The following is a 16,274-nucleotide window of genomic DNA, read 5'->3' on the forward strand; positions in this document are numbered from 1 at the left end:
CCGAACCGAGCATGGAGAGCGTCCAGACCGGCCGCCCACCGGTGCACCTCGTCAACCGTGACGTCCCCACCCATGCCCGGCTCAACGAACAGCCCAACCACCAGTCACACCAACTGCGGCTGCAGTACTAAGAGTTGTCCCGCAACACTGGGCTCACCCGTAGCGCCTGATGTGCTGCCGACCCTGCAATTTCCCGCTGGCGCCTACAGGGAAGGTGCATGGCGCGGCGGCGTGGGAGGCGCTCAGTCCAGCGCAGTGATCACTGCCTCTGACACCATCAACCCGGCCTCCTGGATCCGCTGACGCATGTCCCCCTCGTACAGCCGGGCGCAGGCCTCGATCGCCGGGGAGAGTTCGGCGAGGATCAACGCGGCACGCTTCGGTACATGGGTTGCCCCCGTCCACGCCGTCCCGCACCGATCGATCTCCTCCTGCAGCTGAAGGAGCGCCTGCTCATCGAACCCCTCGTTCATGCGCCGGGGGATCACGAAACGATCCGCCGCCTGCTCCAGACGACTGACCAGGTCGGTCTCCATGTGTGCCTCCGTCTCGCGCAGTTCGCAGCGTGGTGGGACGATCTTCTCGTAGCTGCGTGGTAGTGCCGACGGCGGCCTTCGCTCTGGACAGCTCCCACGCCTTGCGGTCGTTGCGGTTGCCGGGCAGAGGCTGGCCGACTGCGTTATCAGGGGCGCATGCGCGTGGGGTCCCCGTAGTCGTCTCGAAGTCAGACGACGGCAGGCGCGACACCTACGGTGCGCGCCTGCCGCATGGTGGTGGCCTTTCAGTCCCGCGGTGCGACGCGGATGCGGTTGCCGTCAGGGTCGGCTGCGAGGAAGGTCAGCCCGAACCCCTCGTCATGAGGCTCGTGGAGGATCGTGACGCCCTTGGACTGCCACTGCTTGAAGATCGCGTTGATCGCGTCGGGTCCGGCGTGGATGGCCAGGCAGATCTCGCTGGTGCGCGGGACGTCGGGTGACAGGTCCTCGAACTGGCCAGACCACAGAGCGAGGGCAGCGCCCGGCCCGAGGTCGAAGGTGATGTATCCAGGAGTCTCGAACGAGGGGCTCATGTCGAGGAGGTCGCCGTAGAAACGAGCGGCGGCGGGAGCGTCGTTCACATAGACGATGGACATGACGGATGTGGTCATGGTTGTTCCCTTTCGCAGGTCGTAGGTACGCGTCCATCAGCCTGACCGGGATATGCGCCGCATCGTGTCGCAATTCCTGGAAAACTTGGTGGGTGACCCCAGACCGCTTCTTCTCCCTGATGTTGCTCCTCGCATCGAGGGATGCCGTGACCACCCAGGAACTTGCCTCGGCGCTCGGGGTGTCCCTTCGCACCATCACCCGGGACCTGAACTGGCTCCGCGACGCCGGACTGCCGGTGACCGCGCAACGGGGCCGCCTGGGAGGCGTGACCATGCCGCCCGGGTCCGGGCTCGACCTCACGCGACTCACGCCGGGCGAGCGTGATCATCTGTCGCTCACTGGGCTGGACGAGAAGCAACGTGCGGAGCTCGACGCATCGGTCGAAAGTCGACGCGCGCTCTCCAAGATCATGGCCGCCCAGTCACGTCGAGTTCATGAGCTCCTGCCGCTCAGCGACGTAGTGCACGTGGACAGCCGTCCCTGGCTCCAAGTACGAGCTTCCGGCACAGCTCCGGCTTCGCTGATCGGCCCGGTGCGGCGTGGTCGCCGGCTACGGATCAAGTACGACAGCCCACGCGAATCTTGCCCGCACGACCTGGTCGTGGATCCCTATGGGCTGTTGGCCAAGGCCGGCATCTGGTATCTCGTCGCGGACTGCGCCCGAGTGCCGCGGATGTACCGACTTGAACGCATCACGACGTGGGAAGAAGTCGACCAGCCACGACAGATCCGCGAGAACCAGACCCTGGCCACCGTCGCTGCAGCGCTCGTTGATCAGTGGGAGCACCAGCACGCGATAGAGGTCAGCGCCACCATCGACCAGACCCAGATCGAGCGGGCGCACCGGATCTTTGGCCGGCGACTCGTCCGGGACGACGACCACCACGAATCCCCCACCGGCCACAAGGTGACGATCCGCTTCCTGCACCTGGAGGACGTGCGCGCACTCCTGCCGTTCGGGAGCGCCGTCACTGTGCACGGCCCCGCCGAAGCCAGGGCTCACCTCCGCGACCTCGCCACCAACCTTGCCCGCCACTATGCGCCGTCACCAACGTCCTGACCCGCGGCGCCTAGTCGGACGCCATCGGGGTGGGGGCCATGGACCTCGGCAGCACAGTGCCGTCGACGTACAGATCGACGTGCTCGTTGTAGAACGCGGTGAGTCCGGCGATGCGGTTGGCGTGGATGGTGGGGAAGTCGTAGGTCCAGGCGATGTCCTCGTGGGAGGCGGTGTCGCTGTCGAAGGACCAGTAGCTGCTCGTCGTCCCCTTGTAGGGGCATCGGGTCACCGTGTCCGAGTGCCGTAGCCGTGTCCAGTCGATGGTCGTGCGATCGAGGTATTGACATGCTCCTCGCCCTGAAGGGCGAGGATTCTGGCCTTCTCTACCGGTTGCCGTGCCGCTACGCGGCGCGGTTTCCGGTGGGGAATCCGTGGCTTCCTGTTTCTTCGCGCTGTGCCAGAACGGGTTCTGGTCTTACCGGCGCTCCGCAGGCTGTTACCGCCAGTCCGGCGGCCTGTTGGACATTGAGTGCGGCGTTGTGGTCCCGATCGTGGAGGGTGCCGCAAGCGGTGCAGGTCCATTCGCGGACGTGCAGGGGTTTGGGACCGTCCACGGTGCCGCAGGTGGAGCAGGTCTGGGAGGTCGGCTCGAACCGGCCGATCTTCACCAGAGTGCGCCCATGGCGCTGGGCTTTGTATTCCAGCATGTTCACGAATGCCGTCCAGCCCGCGTCGTGGACGGACTTGGCCAGCCTGGTACGCGCCAGTCCCGACACCGACAGACTCTCCACGGCGATTCCTTGGTTCTCGGAGATCAGCCGGGTGGAAAGCTGGTGGTGGAACTCTTTGCGGGCGTCGGTGACCTCGGCGTGGGCGCGGGCAACCTTCAAGCGTGCCTTCTCGCGGTTCTTCGACCCCTTCTGCTTGCGGGACAGCTCGCGCTGGGCGCGCTTGAGTTTCTTCTCCGCGCGGCGCAGGAACCGAGGTGAGTCGATCTTCTCGCCGGTGGACAGCACCGCGAAGTGGGTGAGGCCGAGGTCGATGCCGATGCTCTGGCCGATGGCGGGCATCCGGGCGGCGTCTTCGGCGGGGTCGGTGTCGATGACGAACGAGGCGAAGAACCGCCCGGCCGCGTCCTTGATCACGGTGACGGAGGTGGGGGTAGTGGGCAGGGTGCGGGACCACTTCACCTTCACGGCCCCGATCTTCGGCAGGTTCAGCCGGCCGGTGTCCGTGATGCTCCAGCGGGCGTTGGCGGTGAACCGGACCGACTGCCGGGCATCCTTGCGGGACTTGAACCGGGGCGCACCCGGCTTCGGGCCCTTGCGGGCGCCCTTGAGGGAGGCAAAGAAGTTCTTGTAGGCGGCCTCGGCATCCCGCAGCGACTGCTGCAGAACGACCGCGGAGACCTCGCTCAGCCAGGACCGCGAGGCGGACCGTTTCGCCTCGGTGATCAGACGGGTGGGCAGCTCCCCCGCCTTCGGGAAGGGCCTGCCCGCCCTACGGGCGTCCTCGCGGGCGCGTACCGCGTCGTTGAATACGACGCGGGCACACCCGAACGCCCGCGCCCACGCCCTCTGCTGACCGGCATCCGGGTACAGACGGAAGGCGTACCGAAGCTGCATACCGATCACACTAGACAGGTCGAACAAGCACCGTCACCGGGAACATGTGAGCGAACTTTCACCGTCACCGCGCACGTTCCGGCTCCGCCGGAACAACACCGCGACGCTCCGCACCGCAGGCACCAGATTCGCTTCCCCCCGAGGTGAACCCCGGAGCACTGCGAATGAATCCCGGTAGCGGGTCGGCCGTCCGGTCTCGAACAGCTTCACGCAGTCGGCGGCGTCCGCCAGCACGACGCCGTCCAGCTCCACTCGGACCGAGCTGCTGGAACGCAGAGCGTCCACACGGGAGTACGGGCTGCGCGGATGGACGAAGACCGGCTCGTCCTCCTCGAACCAGGAGTCCAGCGCCTCCCACTCGAAACGCACGGTGTCGTGCAGGGCTCGTGGGGCGCCTTCCCCCCAGACCCACGCCGCCCCCGCACGGACGTCCGGGCCGACGCGCAGGGTGTGACGGTGCGCGGGTCCGGCACCGAGCTGCTCGGTGTGCTTGTCGTCGTGGAGCACACCCTCCACCAGGTCCTCGATCGGGATGCTGAACTGCGGATATGCCTGCCATTCTCAGACGTACAGCGCGCGGCGGGTTTCGAAGGCGACCCGGCCGCCGATCATCCCGCGGATCCGGCGCGGAACGGGCTCCACGTGACCGATCGGGACGATGAGACTCGGGTGCAGGACACTTTCGGATGCCATGGTGTTCACCTTGTGTTCGGAGGTGCGGCGCTCTCCGCGCCCGGTGTCCGTGGGCGCGGGAGGACGGCACCGACTCGGGCCGACGGGCCCTGATCTACTCGTTCGATGGTAGCGGCGCCGGACGGCGTCCCCGGAAGTGGGCTACACACAGTGTGCACTCGAACGGTGTGATCAGCGAGGCGTTGTCACACAACGCGAGGGCTCACGGTCAATGAGCTGTCAGTGTTCCCACTTGAGGAGATACATCGTGGACGCGCGCATCGACTACTTCGGCAACGCCCTCGCCGGAAAGGTCATGAAGCACCTCAACTCGGCCGGCGCGGCCGTGCATGCCGCCATCCCGGTCACCACCCAGGAGCTGGTCAAGATCCGTGCCAGCCAGATCAACGGCTGCGGCTTCTGCACCGACATGCACACCAAGGACGCCAGCGCGGCGGGTGAGGACCAGCAGCGTCTGAACCTGGTGGCCGTGTGGCGCGAGGCCACGGTCTTCTCGGACGCCGAGCGCGCCGCGCTGGAGCTGACCGAGCAGGGCACGCGCATCGCGGACGCCTCGGGCGGTGTGTCGGACGAGGCGTGGGCGAACGCCGCGAAGCACTACGACGAGGACCAGCTCGCCACGCTGATCTCGCTCATCGCCGTCATCAACGCCTACAACCGCATCAACGTCATCAACCGGCAGCCGGCCGGCGGCTACAAGCCCGGCATGTTCGGCTGAGTCAGTCGCTCCGGCCCGGCCGGACACGAATCGTCCGTCGCCTGGTCGCCCCGACCACCGACCAGGCGACGGGCCGAGCCCGCCTCAGCCGGTCGACGGATGCCCACCCGGCGGGCCGTGGCATCCGTCGCGGGCCACGCATCCCAAGGACCCTCATGTCACAACACCACGCACTCGCCCCTCTGCGACGGGTCAGCACAGACGTGCTGGAAGTCGCCTACTACGAGACTGGTTCCGCGGACGGGGACACCGTGGTCCTCCTGCACGGTTTCCCCTACGACATCCACAGCTACGTAGACGTGGCCCCCCTGCTCGCGGACAGCGGGTTCCGGGTCGTCGTTCCGTATCTGCGGGGGCACGGCCCCACCAGATTCCTCCGCGGATCGGCTCCGCGCTCCGGTCAGCAGGCCGCCCTCGGCGCCGACGTCGTCGCTTTCATGGACGCCCTGGGCGTGGAGCGCGCCTACCTCGCCGGGTACGACTGGGGCGGGCGCGCGGCCAATGTCGCCGCCGCCCTGTGGCCCGAGCGCGTCCTCGCCCTGGTCTCGGTCAACGGCTACCTCATCCAGGACATCGGCGCGGCGGCGATCCCTCTCGCACCCGAACGGGAGGCGGGCCTCTGGTACTTCTACTACTTCCTCACCGAGCGGGGACGGGCCGGGCTGGCGAACGACCCCCGGGAGATCGCTCGGGTCATCTGGAAGCGGAACTCCCCGAAGTGGCCGTTCCGCGAGAGTGATCTGGATCGGGCGGCGGAGGCATTCACCAACCCCGACTACACCGACGTAGTGCTCCATTCGTACCGGCACCGGCTCGGTTTCGCGCCGGGCGCCGAGCAGTACGCGGAGTTGGAAGCGCGTCTGGCCGGGCTGCCGGCGATCACGGTGCCCGCCGTCACCCTGGACGGCACGGCCGACGGCAACTTCCCGGCCACGGACGGCTCTTCGTCCGCCCGTCACTTCACCGGGCCCCGGCTCCACCGCAAGGTGGCGCACGCCGGCCACAACCTTCCGCAGGAGTGCCCCGAGGCGTTCGCGGCGGCCGTACGCGATGTGCGCGACCTGTGGCAAGAGCAGCAGGCCGGCCGCGAACCCTTCGTCCGGGGACGCCAGGACGCGCCATGAACCAGGCCCCCACGCCGGAGGGCACCGCCGTCCTCCGCGTCGCCAGTGCCCGGGGCCGGTGGACCCTGCTGGCCACCGTCCTGGGATCCGGCGTCGTGCTGCTCGGCTCGACGGTCACCAATGTCGCGCTCCCCCACATCGGCGAGGACTTCGACGCCGACCTCGCCGTGCTCCAGTGGACGGTCAACGCGTACATGCTGACCCTGGCGGGGCTCATCCTGCTGGGCGGATCCCTGGGAGACCGTTTCGGGCGGCGCCGCGTCTTCGTCCTGGGCACCGTGTGGTTCGCGGTGGCCTCGTTGCTGTGCGGCCTGGCCCCGGACACCACCACACTGATCGCCGCCCGGGCACTCCAGGGCGTCGGCGGAGCGCTGCTCGCCCCCGGCTCACTGGCGATCATCGAGGCCTCGTTCCACCCGGACGACCGGCCGCGCGCGATCGGCCTGTGGTCGGGGTTCGGCGGCATCGGCGCCGCCCTCGGACCGTTCCTGGGCGGGTGGCTGGTCGACGGCCCCGGTTGGCGCTGGACCTTCCTGCTGAGCATCGTCCCGGCGCTGGTGTGCGTGCCCGTGGCGCTGCGTCATGTCCCGGAGTCCGTCGGCGCACCGCACAAGGAGGCGGCCCGCGCGGGAGGGTGGTGGCGGGCCGGTTTCGACATACCCGGTGCGGCTCTGGGCGCCCTGGCGCTCGCCCTGGTCACCTACGCGCTCACCGAGGCGCGTGACGGAGGTCCGGTCGCCGTCGCCGCGGCCGTCGGCGGCGTGCTGGCGGGGGCCACGTTCCTCCGCGTGGAGCGACACAGCGATGACCCGATGATGCCGCCGACGATCTTCGCCTCCCGGCAGTTCACCGCCGTCAATGTGATCACCTTGTGCGTGTACGCCGGTACCGGGGGCTTCTTCTTCCTGACGGCCCTGCACCTGCAGATCGTCGTCGGCTACTCGGCGCTGGCCGCCGGCGCGGCCATGCTGCCCAACACCGTGCTCATGCTGCTGTTCTCGTCCCACTCCGGGATGCTCGCCCAGCGGCTGGGGCCGCGGATGCCGCTCACCGTCGGCCCGTTGGTGTGCGGAGCGGGGATGGTGATGATGCTGCGGGTCGGGGCGGGCGCGTCCTACGTCTACGACATCCTCCCCGCCCTGCTGGTGATGGGCAGCGGCATGGTCGTCATGGTCGCTCCGCTGACGGTGACCCTGCTGGCCTCGGTGGACGCCTCGAACGCCGGTTTGGCCAGCGGCATCAACAACGCCGCCGCACGGGCGGCCGGTCTGGTGGCCGTGGCGGCGCTGCCGCTGCTGGTCGGGATGGGACCCGAGGCATACCGGTCGGACACGGCCTTCGACGCGGCGTTCGCCCGGGCCATGCCCCTGTGCGCGGCCCTGCTGGCCGTCGGCGCGGCGGTCTCCTTCGGCACGCTGCGGCAGACCGCCACCGCCCCGCGTCCGCCGCACGGGCGGACGCACGGGTGGCTGATGGAACCGCCGTTGGTGCCTCGCTTCATCCGTCACCAAGCCGTCGAATGAGTCGAATGCGTCGAATGACACGACCGGCGCGTCACTGCGCGCCGGCCCCACGAAAGGAACCAGACATGTCGTACCCGTACCCGGAACAGAAGTACTGGGGAGAGGACGGTGAGGTCAGCGCCGTCTTCCGGCCGGCCACCGCACCTCCGGACATCGGTGAGAGCGGTACCGGGAAGGACGCCCTCCACTATCTGGCCACCACCGGCACCACACGGGGTGAGTTCGGGCTGTACCACGTGGAGATGCGGCCCAGGGCAGGCGGCCCCAAGACCCACTACCACAAGCGGATCTCGGAGTCGTTCTACATCCTCGACGGCACGGTGCGTGTCTTCGACGGTGTGCGGTGGGTCGACGCCCGCAAGGGGGACTTCCTGCACGTTCCCCAGGGCGGGCTGCACGCCTTCCGCAACGACTCCGACGCCCCGGCCGACATGCTGCTGCTGTTCACCCCGGGCGCCCCGCGTGAGGAGTACTTCGAGCAGGCCTCCCAACTGGCGCACGCCTCCGAGGAGGAGCGTGCCGCGTTCTTCGACAGGCACGACTCGTACTTCGTGGAGTAGTGGAGTAGCTGAGTAGGAGCAGCGGTCAGCAGCGGAAGGGCCCCGTATCCGTGACCTCCCGGCGACGACCGGTGTCACGGGTACGGGGCCCCGCTGTGAGCGTCCGACCCCCAGGTCAGGCGGTGGGCCTCGGGGCGCGCAGGTGGGCGCGCTCCTTCAGCTCTGCCTCGTCGACCAATTCCAGCATGGGCTTGCCGGGAGCGCACATCATCGTGACGACGAACTCCGTGGTCTCATCGGCGAGGGCGTTGCCGTCCTGGTAGTGGATGACGTCGCCGCCCGGCTCCCAGAAGGTCCCGCCGGCCTCGACGATGCGCTCGGGCTCACCCTCCAGTTCGAAGCGAACGGCACCCTTGATGACGTATCCGAAGGCCGGGCCGGAGTGACGGTGCGGCGGGGTGCCGGGGTCACCGGGCTCCCACTGGACGTGGATGGTCATCGCCGAGGCACCCTCGGGAACCGTGATCGGCGAGGCATCCTGGAGCATCTTCGCCGCGCGGGTCCAGCCGGGGCCGTCCGCGCCGCCGTCTCCGTGACCGTGGCCGTGGCCGTGGCCGTGGTGATCGTGCTGTGAGTTCTCCGACACTGGGTCGCACCTTCCGTGGGTCCACCGTGCATGGGTAACACATCGTCCGATGACACGGTTCATGTCCGGTCGTAAGACCGCTCGATCCTTCTGACCGGGTGTCGGCCGGATCTGTGACAAGGGACGACAGTCGATTCGCGGCCCGCACCCCGGGAGGCTGAGCGCGGTGTCACAAGAAGCGAATGCGCACTGTCTAGGTCTGATGAGCACGGTGGCACGCACCAATGTCCGCCACTGTCTGCCACCGACATCCAGCGGGTTCACACATCCCCTGACGGAAGAGGCTCAGATGAAAGTCGTCGTCGCAGGTGCCACCGGCCTGATCGGTTTCCGGACCGTCGCCAGGCTCCGGGACCACGGGGTGGAGGTCGTGCCGATCTCACGCGGCGAAGGAGTCGACGTCAGCACCGGGGAAGGTCTCGCCCGGGCCCTGCGCACCGCCGAGGTGCTCGTGGACGTCACCGACGCGCCCTCCCGGGACCAACAGGTCAGCACGGACTTCTTCACCACCTCGACGAGCAACCTCCTCAAGGCGGCCGCCGCGGCGGGCGTGGAGCACTACGTGGCGCTGTCGGTGGTGGGCGCCGACCGGGTCGGCTCGGGCTGGTTCCGGGCGAAGGCCGCGCAGGAGGACCTGGTCAGGAACACCACCATCCCGTTTTCTGTGGTCCGTGCCACGCCGTTCCACGAGTCGGTGGCGGCCGCCGCCGTGGCCGGTACCCGGTCCGACGGTGTGCACGTGCCGCCCCTGCTGCTGCGGCCGCTCGCGGCGGACGACGTCGCCACGACGGTCGCCCATGTCGCGGTGGGGCTGCCGGAGTTCGGCGTGGTCGAGGCGGCCGGTCCCGAGGAGGTGCGCCTCGACGACGCCACGGCCGCGCTGCTGAGCACCCTGGGCCGGACCGACCCGGTCGTCGCCGACACGCGTGCTCCGTTCTTCGGCGCCATGGTCGAGGAGCGGGCGCTCCTCCCCGGGCCGGACGCCCACCTGGGCCACCACACCTTCGCCCAGTGGCTCAAGAGCCGCTGAGGTGAGGGCGGGCGGCATCGCCTCGTCGCCCGCGCAACCCACCAGATCGGCGCCCCCGACACCCACCGTGTCCGCGTCCGACATCGCCGGAGCTCACGCCGTGCAGAAAGGCTGCCCTGAATGAACCGTCCCGGCCGCGGCGCAGCCGGAGTTCGACGGTGACCTGGAGTTGGAGTCCAGGATCACCGCGCTCAACCGGTGGAACGCCGCGGCGATGGTCACCCGCGGTTCCCGGCTGGGACTGGGCGGCCACATCTCCACGTACGCCTCGCTCTACAAGATCGGGTTCAACCACTTCTTCCAGGGCAAGGACGGGGACGGCTCGGGGGACCAGCTCTTCCTGCAAGGGCACGCCTCCCCCGGCATCTACGCCCGGGTCTTCCTCGAAGGACGCCTGGGAGAGGCCCAATTGGACGCCTTTCGGCGGGAGACGGGCGGTCTGGGCCTGCCGTCCTACCCGCACCCCCGACGGCTTCCGTGGCTGTGGGAGTTCCCGACGGTGTCCATGGGGCTCGGCCCGCTCGGCGCCATCTACCAGGCCCGCTTCAACCGCTATCTGCACGCCCGCGGCATCAAGGACTCCTCGGCCTCACGAGTGTGGGCGTTCCTGGGCGACGGGGAGATGGACGAGCCGGAGTCGATGGCAGCCCTGACGCTGGCCTCCCGCTTGGGCCTGGACAGCCGGGCCGGTATGTGTCCGCGCGGGCGGACCTGCGGTCGATTGGGCGGGGTCGATTGGGCGGGGTCGATTGGGCGGGGTCGGTTCCGTTGGCCGGCCGGGCCGGTCGGGTGTGCCCTGCCGGATGGCGGTCGAGGGCCGGCGGTGTACCGCCGGCCCTCGATCTCCGGGTGCGGGGTCAGCGCACCGAGCGAGCGGCTTCCTCGATGACCTCGGTCACCGTGCCGGGCCGCGAGACGCTCACCGCGTGGGAGGCGCGGACCTCCGTGGTGTGGGCGCCGGCTCGCTCCGCCATGAACTCCTGGGCGGCGGGCGGGATGTTGAGGTCACCCGTGGCCACAAGCACCCAGGACGGGATGGTCTTCCAGGCCGGTTCGGCCGCGCCCTCGGCGAGCGCCGCCTCGGTGACCGGTCGCTGCGTGACGGCCATCAGCTCGGTCTTGTTGCGCGGCACATCGGCCGCGAACTGTTGGCGGAACTTGTCGTTCTGGATGTACAGATCGGTGCCTTGCGAACCGTCGGCGTTCGTGATCGGCACAGGGCGCAGCGCGGCCCCCAGGGTGCTGCCGGGGAACTTTCCCGACAGGTCGACGGCGCTCTCACCCTTCTCCGGGAGGAAGGCCGCGAGGTAGACCAGCGCCTTGACGTTGTCGTTGCCGGTGGCGGCATTGCTGATCACCGAACCGCCGTAGGAGTGACCCGCCAGCACGATGGGCCCGTCGATGTCGGCCAGGGTGTCCTTGAGGTAGGCCGAGTCGCCGCTCAGGGAGCGCAGCGGGTTGGCGACGGCGACGACCGGATAGCCGTCGTGCCGGAGCCTGCTGATGACACCGTTCCAGCTCGTGGAGTCGGCGAACGCGCCGTGGACCAGGACGACGGTGGGCTTGGGCTCCTGGTCGGAAGTGCCCTTGTCGGCGGAGGCCGGGGCGACCGTGACGGCGAGCAGACCGGCGGCGATGCCGGCGCCGGCCAGCGCGGTGAGCGCACTGCGGGCCCTGCTGGTGCGGGGGTTACGGATCATGTCGAGTGCCTTTCGGGCGGTGAAGGTGCGCTGAAAGCGGCGAACCGCGGGTGCACGGGGTGAGGCGGTGTGGGCGGTGCCGGTCTTGAGGAACGAAAGGGCCACACGTTGTGCCGCCTTTCGTTCCTCAAGACCGGGGAACGACGGAAGGTGTGACATGTCGCGATGTCGGATTCCGCCAGGCCGACACCGGTCAGGACCGGCGCCGACCGGTGACCTCCTTGTCCTCGGCCCCCGTGGGCTTGGAGACCTGTGTGCCGGTGCCGTAGAGGGCACGGCTGAGCCCGGCGCGCAGCCGCCGGGTACGGGTCGGCACAGCACCGTCCGTGTCCCGCACGGCTACGGCCGTCAGGGGCCGGTACTGCTCATGAGCGGTCAGCATGTGTAGTCGAGCCGGGGCGAGGGGCTCATGGATCTCCACGTACCCGCCGTCCGGAAGGCGTTTGATGACACCGCTCTCACGGCCGTGCAACACCTCCTCGCGGTCCCGGCGTTGCAGGCCCAGTGCCAGCCGTTTGGTGACGCCGAAGGCCAGGACCGGGACGACGAACAGGCCGACGCGCACGGTCCAGGTCACCGCGTTGACGGACAGGTTCAGCCGAGTGGCGATGATGTCGTTCGCCGCTCCTACGAGAGCCACGGCGTACACGCTGAGCCAGGCCACGCCCAGGGCGGTCCGTGCCCCGCAGCGAGGCGAGGATCAGGGTCAGGGCGAGTTCCGCCGTGCTCGGGGCGGGGACTCCGCGCGCGTTGCAGAGCGTCACCGGGCGAGGGAACCGGTCCAGAGCCGCCCGCAGTTCGTCGGTCCCCGCGCTGAGTGCCTGGACCATGCGCAGACGTGTCATCCGGTGCAGCGGCCGGCTGATGATGTATGTCCTGGGTCAGCGGCGGGGCGTAGAACTCGACCTTCGCGGGGTCCGAGGGGAAGTCCGAACGGCCGTCCCAGCGGTCGCTTCCACGAGACACCGGCCGGTCGTCGCAGGCGATCCGCCTGTCACCCGCCCGGCCCACACGCTGTCTTGCTGACATGCACCCTGTTGTCAGCCCACAAGCACCGCCCACCCGGCCGTACCCGGACTCCTATGCCGTCACCGCCGAGTTCTACGACATCTTGCAGGCCGCTCAGGACGAGGCCCGCGTCCGTCACCTCTACGGCAGTGAGGTCGCGAAGGCCCGTCGCGGTGTGCTGGACATCGGTGCCGGGACCGGGCGGGTCACCCTGATGAGCCTGGCCGAGTCCCGGGTCGAGGTGCACGCCGTCGAGCCCGCACGGGCCATGCGCACCTCGCTGCTGACCCGCCTCGCCGCCCTGCCCGCGCCCCAGCGGGAACGGGTGACCGTGCACCCGTGCACGCTGGACCGGGCGGGTCTGTACGCGGTCGCGGACGTGGCCGTGTGCCACAACACGGTCGCCTGTCTCCCCCCGGCCGCGCGGGATGTGCTCTGGCCCGCGGTCCGGGCGGCCCTGGTCCCCGGGGGGTCGCTGTTCCTGCAGCTCCCGCCCGCCGTGCTGCCCGCCCGTGACGTCGTACGCCTCCTGCCGGAGAAGCGGGTGGGCGGGCATGTGTACGGGGGACGCATGACGATGTCGACCGCCGGATACCGCATCCGCAACCGCGTCGAATACCGGGTGCGCGGGCCACAAGGTGTGCTGCGGGAGCACACGGAGACGTTCTGGATGTGGCCCGCCTCGCGCGCTCGCCTCATAGCCGACCTCGAACGGCACGGGTTCGTCCCGCTGCCGGGCCACGACGATCCCCGCGTCCTGGCCGTCACGCGGCCGAACCACACCTGAACCGGCCGCCGGAGCGGGCCCGAAACGCCCACGGTGGCCGCCCCGGCCCGCCCGCACAGCGCTGTCACAAACGGTGTCGCCGACCGGTCTGATGGATGACCGGACCACACGACTCCACACGACTCGCTCGGTGCGCCTCGCCAACGGGGACGGGGATCTCAGGTCAGCACCCGCCCCCACAACGCACAGTTCACCGGCGGCCCCGTCATCCGCACAGGACCGCACAGGACCGCACCAAGAAAGGCAGGACCCCAGATGACGTATGAGTCCCCCTCCGTTCTGGACGCCGGGCCCTCCGACGGCGTCGATCCGGACGAGTTCTTACGAGCGGCCATGCGCTGGCACTTCGACCCGGCGACCGGCTCCCGCTACTGGCTCGACCGGGCCGAGCGGCTCGCCTTCGATCCGCGACAGGACGTCAAGGGCGTGGCCGACCTGTCGCTCTTCCCCGACCTCACCGACGAGCTGCGGCACGTACCGGTGGCGGACCTGATCCCCCGAGGCTACGGCGGCGACGCCCGGCTGATCAACGTCTTCGACAGCGGCGGGACGACCGGGGCGCCCAAGCGGGTCGTCCAGCTCGACGACTGGATGCGGCACAGCACCGAGCAGGTCGACCGGCGTCTGCGCGAGCACGGCCTCCCGCTCGGCGCCCAGTGGCTGACCGTGGCGCCGACCGGTCCGCACCTGGTGGGGGACGTGCTGCAGCGGGCGGCGGCGGCGCTCGGCGGCCCGGCCCTGAGTATCGACATGGATCCCCGCTGGGTGAAGAAGCTGATCGCCGCGGGCCGCGGCGACGAGGTCGAGTCCTACACCGACCATCTCGTCGAACAGTGCCGCCGGATCCTGCTGACCCAGGACGTTGGTGTACTGGCCGCCACCACCGCGCTGCTGGAACGCTTCGCCCGCGAGGACGACCTCCTGGAGCGGATCAACGGTTCCGTCCGGGCGATCCTCTGGGGCGGCACCCACATGGACCCCGACACCCGGCACCTGCTGGCCACGGAGGTCTTTCCCGATGTGCCGCTCATCGGCATGTACGGCAACACCATGATGCTCACCGCACTGCTCGAACGCCCCGGACTCGACGCCTCCCAGCCCTGCGTCTTCGACCCGGTGTCGCCGTACGTGTTCCTGTCGGTCGTCGACCCCGCCACCGGGGAACGCGTCGAGGTGGGTGAGCGCGGCCAGGTGATCGTCAGTCACGTCAGCAAGTCCATGCTCATCCCCAACAACGCGGAACGCGACACTGCGGTCCGTGTGCGACCGGCCGGCGACCACGCGGGCGACGCCGTCGCGGACGTGGCACCCGTGGCCACGGTGAAGGGCGAGACCGTGATCGAGGGCGTGTACTGATGACGGTCGTGACGGCCGGGACGGTCGTGAAGGCCGACGGGCCGGTGTACCTGGACGCGCTGGGCCCGGGCGGCCCTTACCGGACGCGCGTACCGAGCGGCGTGACGGACGTGTCCGGTACCGATGTGGCGCGACTGAGCCTGGTACCGCCGGTCTACGTCCACCGCGCCCTGGCCGCGCTGCGCAAGGCCGAGGCCGTACCGACGGCCGGCCTGGACACGCTCCTGGAAACGGCCGCCGAGGAGTTCGCCACCGGCACCGTCGGCGGGCTGGGCGTCCGCGAGTACGAGCACCTGGTGAGCCGCACCTCCGGCAGCCCGCTGACGGTGGTGCGCACCGCGACACGGGACACCGCGAGATTCGTCGGCCTGGCCCGTTCGTCGGCCGACCGGGGCAGGCCGCGCGGGGCGGCCCGGCACAGTGGGGATCCGACCCTCGGATCCAGGCACGCCGTGTGGGCCCGCAGAGGCGAGGTGTTCGCCGTCAACGCTTCCGGCAACCACCCCGGTGTCCACCGGTTGTGGCTGGAGGCGCTGACGCTGGGCTACCGCGTCGCCGTACGTCCGTCCCGGCGGGAGCCGTTCACTCCGCACCGCCTGGTCGGAGCCCTGCACAGGGCGGGCGTCCGGGAGGACCAGCTCGTGCTGCTGCCCACGGACCACCAGGCCGCCGGGGCGTTGATCCGCGGTGCGGACCGCGCGGTGGTGTACGGCGGTGACGACGTGGTCGCCCGGTACGCGCACGATGCCCGCGTGCTGCCGCAGGGGCCCGGCCGGACCAAGATCCTCGTCACCGCGGACACGGACTGGCGGGGGTACCTCGACACCATCGTCGCTTCCGTCGCCGACGAGGGCGGCACCGCGTGCGTCAACGCGACCGCCGTCCTCGTCGAGGGCGATCCGGCGCCGCTCGCCGAGGCCGTCGCGGACCGCCTGTCCCGGCTGCCCGGTCTGCCGCCCCAGGACGCCCGGGCGGTCCTCCCGGTGTACCCGCTGGACCGGGCCCGCGCCCTCGACTCCTATCTGCGGAAGGTGGCGGCGGGAACCCGCGCCTGGCTCGGCGGTGACGGCATCGTCGACGACCTCGGAGACGGAAGTGCCGTACTGCGTCCGGCGGTCCACCAGGTCGACCACGCGGGAGCCCCGCAACCGCGGGCCGAACTCCCCTTTCCCTGCGTGTGGATCGCGCCGTGGACCCGCTCGGACGGAATCGCTCCGCTGCGCGACACCCTCGTCCTCTCGCTCCTCTCGCGCGACCACGCCCTGCTGGCCACCCTGCTGGCGGAGCCCACCATCGCCAATGTGTACGCCGGTGACCGGCCGACCTACTGGATGGCTCCGGGCGTGCCGCACGACAGTTACCTGTCGGACTTCCTGATGCGCAGCAAGGCCGTCGTCGGCTTCGAGTGAACGGCGG

General features: G+C 69.8%; 15 protein-coding genes and 4 pseudogenes. 10 read left to right on the forward strand and 9 right to left on the reverse strand.

Features of this window, described 5'->3' with window-relative positions; genetic code table 11:
* Nucleotides 1-242 precede the first annotated feature (242 nt).
* The 3 genes and pseudogenes from K4B79_RS46050 to K4B79_RS46060 all read right to left on the reverse strand — a co-directional run bounded on the left by K4B79_RS46050 (nt 243) and on the right by K4B79_RS46060 (nt 1,147).
* Nucleotides 243-536 (reverse strand): hypothetical protein, encoded by a 294-nt coding sequence (locus tag K4B79_RS46050; protein WP_232033511.1) that lies wholly within the window; start codon nt 534-536, stop codon nt 243-245.
* 43 nt (nt 537-579) lie between these two features.
* Nucleotides 580-678, reverse strand: a pseudogene (locus tag K4B79_RS46055) (IS5/IS1182 family transposase); the annotation flags it as partial.
* 103 nt (nt 679-781) lie between these two features.
* A complete protein-coding gene (locus tag K4B79_RS46060) occupies nt 782-1,147 on the reverse strand; it encodes a VOC family protein (protein WP_232033454.1) in 366 nt (121 codons plus the stop codon).
* A 92-nt stretch (nt 1,148-1,239) separates the two neighbouring features.
* Between K4B79_RS46060 and K4B79_RS46065 the strand changes: the two genes are divergently transcribed.
* On the forward strand, nt 1,240-2,208 hold the full coding sequence (locus tag K4B79_RS46065; protein WP_232033455.1) for a helix-turn-helix transcriptional regulator: 969 nt from the start codon (nt 1,240-1,242) through the stop codon (nt 2,206-2,208).
* A 10-nt stretch (nt 2,209-2,218) separates the two neighbouring features.
* On the opposite strand, the pseudogene K4B79_RS46070 reads toward K4B79_RS46065, so the two are convergent.
* The 3 genes and pseudogenes from K4B79_RS46070 to K4B79_RS46080 form a co-directional block, all read right to left on the reverse strand.
* A pseudogene (locus tag K4B79_RS46070) lies at nt 2,219-2,488 on the reverse strand (DUF427 domain-containing protein); the annotation flags it as partial.
* A gap of 61 nt (nt 2,489-2,549) precedes the next feature.
* Nucleotides 2,550-3,773, reverse strand: coding sequence for an RNA-guided endonuclease InsQ/TnpB family protein (locus tag K4B79_RS46075; protein ID WP_232033456.1), 1,224 nt, complete (start codon nt 3,771-3,773; stop codon nt 2,550-2,552).
* A gap of 174 nt (nt 3,774-3,947) precedes the next feature.
* Nucleotides 3,948-4,466, reverse strand: a pseudogene (locus K4B79_RS46080) (DUF427 domain-containing protein); the annotation flags it as partial.
* Nucleotides 4,467-4,713: 247 nt separating this feature from the next.
* Between K4B79_RS46080 and K4B79_RS46085 the strand changes: the two are divergent.
* From K4B79_RS46085 to K4B79_RS46100, 4 genes are all read left to right on the forward strand, one after another.
* Nucleotides 4,714-5,184 carry a carboxymuconolactone decarboxylase family protein gene (locus K4B79_RS46085; protein ID WP_232033457.1) on the forward strand — a complete coding sequence of 157 codons (471 nt, stop codon included), beginning with the start codon at nt 4,714-4,716 and terminating at the stop codon, nt 5,182-5,184.
* A gap of 155 nt (nt 5,185-5,339) precedes the next feature.
* Entirely contained in the window at nt 5,340-6,308 is a 969-nt protein-coding gene (locus K4B79_RS46090; protein ID WP_232033458.1) for an alpha/beta fold hydrolase, read from the forward strand.
* Nucleotides 6,305-7,831, forward strand: a complete 1,527-nt coding sequence (locus K4B79_RS46095) for an MFS transporter (RefSeq protein ID WP_232033459.1) — start codon at nt 6,305-6,307, stop codon at nt 7,829-7,831. The genes K4B79_RS46090 and K4B79_RS46095 overlap by 4 nt, the downstream gene beginning before the upstream one ends.
* 65 nt (nt 7,832-7,896) lie before the next feature.
* The gene (locus tag K4B79_RS46100) at nt 7,897-8,391 is read left to right on the forward strand and encodes a cupin domain-containing protein (RefSeq protein ID WP_232033460.1); all 495 of its coding nucleotides are present in this window, start codon (nt 7,897-7,899) and stop codon (nt 8,389-8,391) included.
* A gap of 115 nt (nt 8,392-8,506) precedes the next feature.
* Here K4B79_RS46100 and K4B79_RS46105 read toward each other — a convergent pair whose 3' ends face one another.
* A complete protein-coding gene (locus K4B79_RS46105; RefSeq protein ID WP_374208595.1) occupies nt 8,507-8,977 on the reverse strand; it encodes a cupin domain-containing protein in 471 nt (156 codons plus the stop codon).
* A gap of 289 nt (nt 8,978-9,266) precedes the next feature.
* Here K4B79_RS46105 and K4B79_RS46110 point away from each other — a divergent pair, with 289 nt between their 5' ends.
* Entirely contained in the window at nt 9,267-10,007 is a 741-nt protein-coding gene (locus K4B79_RS46110; RefSeq protein ID WP_232033461.1) for an SDR family oxidoreductase, read from the forward strand.
* Between the two features lie 124 nt (nt 10,008-10,131).
* Nucleotides 10,132-10,689 (forward strand): annotated as a pseudogene (locus K4B79_RS46115) (pyruvate dehydrogenase (acetyl-transferring), homodimeric type); the annotation flags it as partial.
* Between the two features lie 175 nt (nt 10,690-10,864).
* Here K4B79_RS46115 and K4B79_RS46120 read toward each other — a convergent pair.
* Both K4B79_RS46120 and K4B79_RS46125 read right to left on the reverse strand, forming a co-directional pair.
* Nucleotides 10,865-11,707, reverse strand: a complete 843-nt coding sequence (locus K4B79_RS46120; RefSeq protein ID WP_232033462.1) for an alpha/beta fold hydrolase — start codon at nt 11,705-11,707, stop codon at nt 10,865-10,867.
* Between the two features lie 193 nt (nt 11,708-11,900).
* Nucleotides 11,901-12,347 carry a hypothetical protein gene (locus tag K4B79_RS46125; RefSeq protein ID WP_445276271.1) on the reverse strand — a complete coding sequence of 149 codons (447 nt, stop codon included), beginning with the start codon at nt 12,345-12,347 and terminating at the stop codon, nt 11,901-11,903.
* Nucleotides 12,348-12,734: 387 nt separating this feature from the next.
* Here K4B79_RS46125 and K4B79_RS46130 point away from each other — a divergent pair, with 387 nt between their 5' ends.
* The 3 genes from K4B79_RS46130 to K4B79_RS46140 all read left to right on the forward strand — a co-directional run bounded on the left by K4B79_RS46130 (nt 12,735) and on the right by K4B79_RS46140 (nt 16,267).
* Nucleotides 12,735-13,502 carry a class I SAM-dependent methyltransferase gene (locus K4B79_RS46130; protein ID WP_232033463.1) on the forward strand — a complete coding sequence of 256 codons (768 nt, stop codon included), beginning with the start codon at nt 12,735-12,737 and terminating at the stop codon, nt 13,500-13,502.
* 255 nt (nt 13,503-13,757) lie between these two features.
* Complete coding sequence (locus tag K4B79_RS46135) at nt 13,758-14,858, forward strand: phenazine antibiotic biosynthesis protein (protein ID WP_232033464.1); 1,101 nt, start codon at nt 13,758-13,760, stop codon at nt 14,856-14,858.
* Nucleotides 14,858-16,267, forward strand: a complete 1,410-nt coding sequence (locus K4B79_RS46140) for an aldehyde dehydrogenase family protein (RefSeq protein ID WP_232033465.1) — start codon at nt 14,858-14,860, stop codon at nt 16,265-16,267. Before K4B79_RS46135 ends, K4B79_RS46140 begins: the two co-directional genes overlap by 1 nt.
* Nucleotides 16,268-16,274: the final 7 nt, after the last annotated feature.

Source organism: Streptomyces lincolnensis (assembly GCF_021173675.1).
In the GTDB taxonomy this organism is placed as follows: domain Bacteria; phylum Actinomycetota; class Actinomycetes; order Streptomycetales; family Streptomycetaceae; genus Streptomyces; species Streptomyces lincolnensis_B.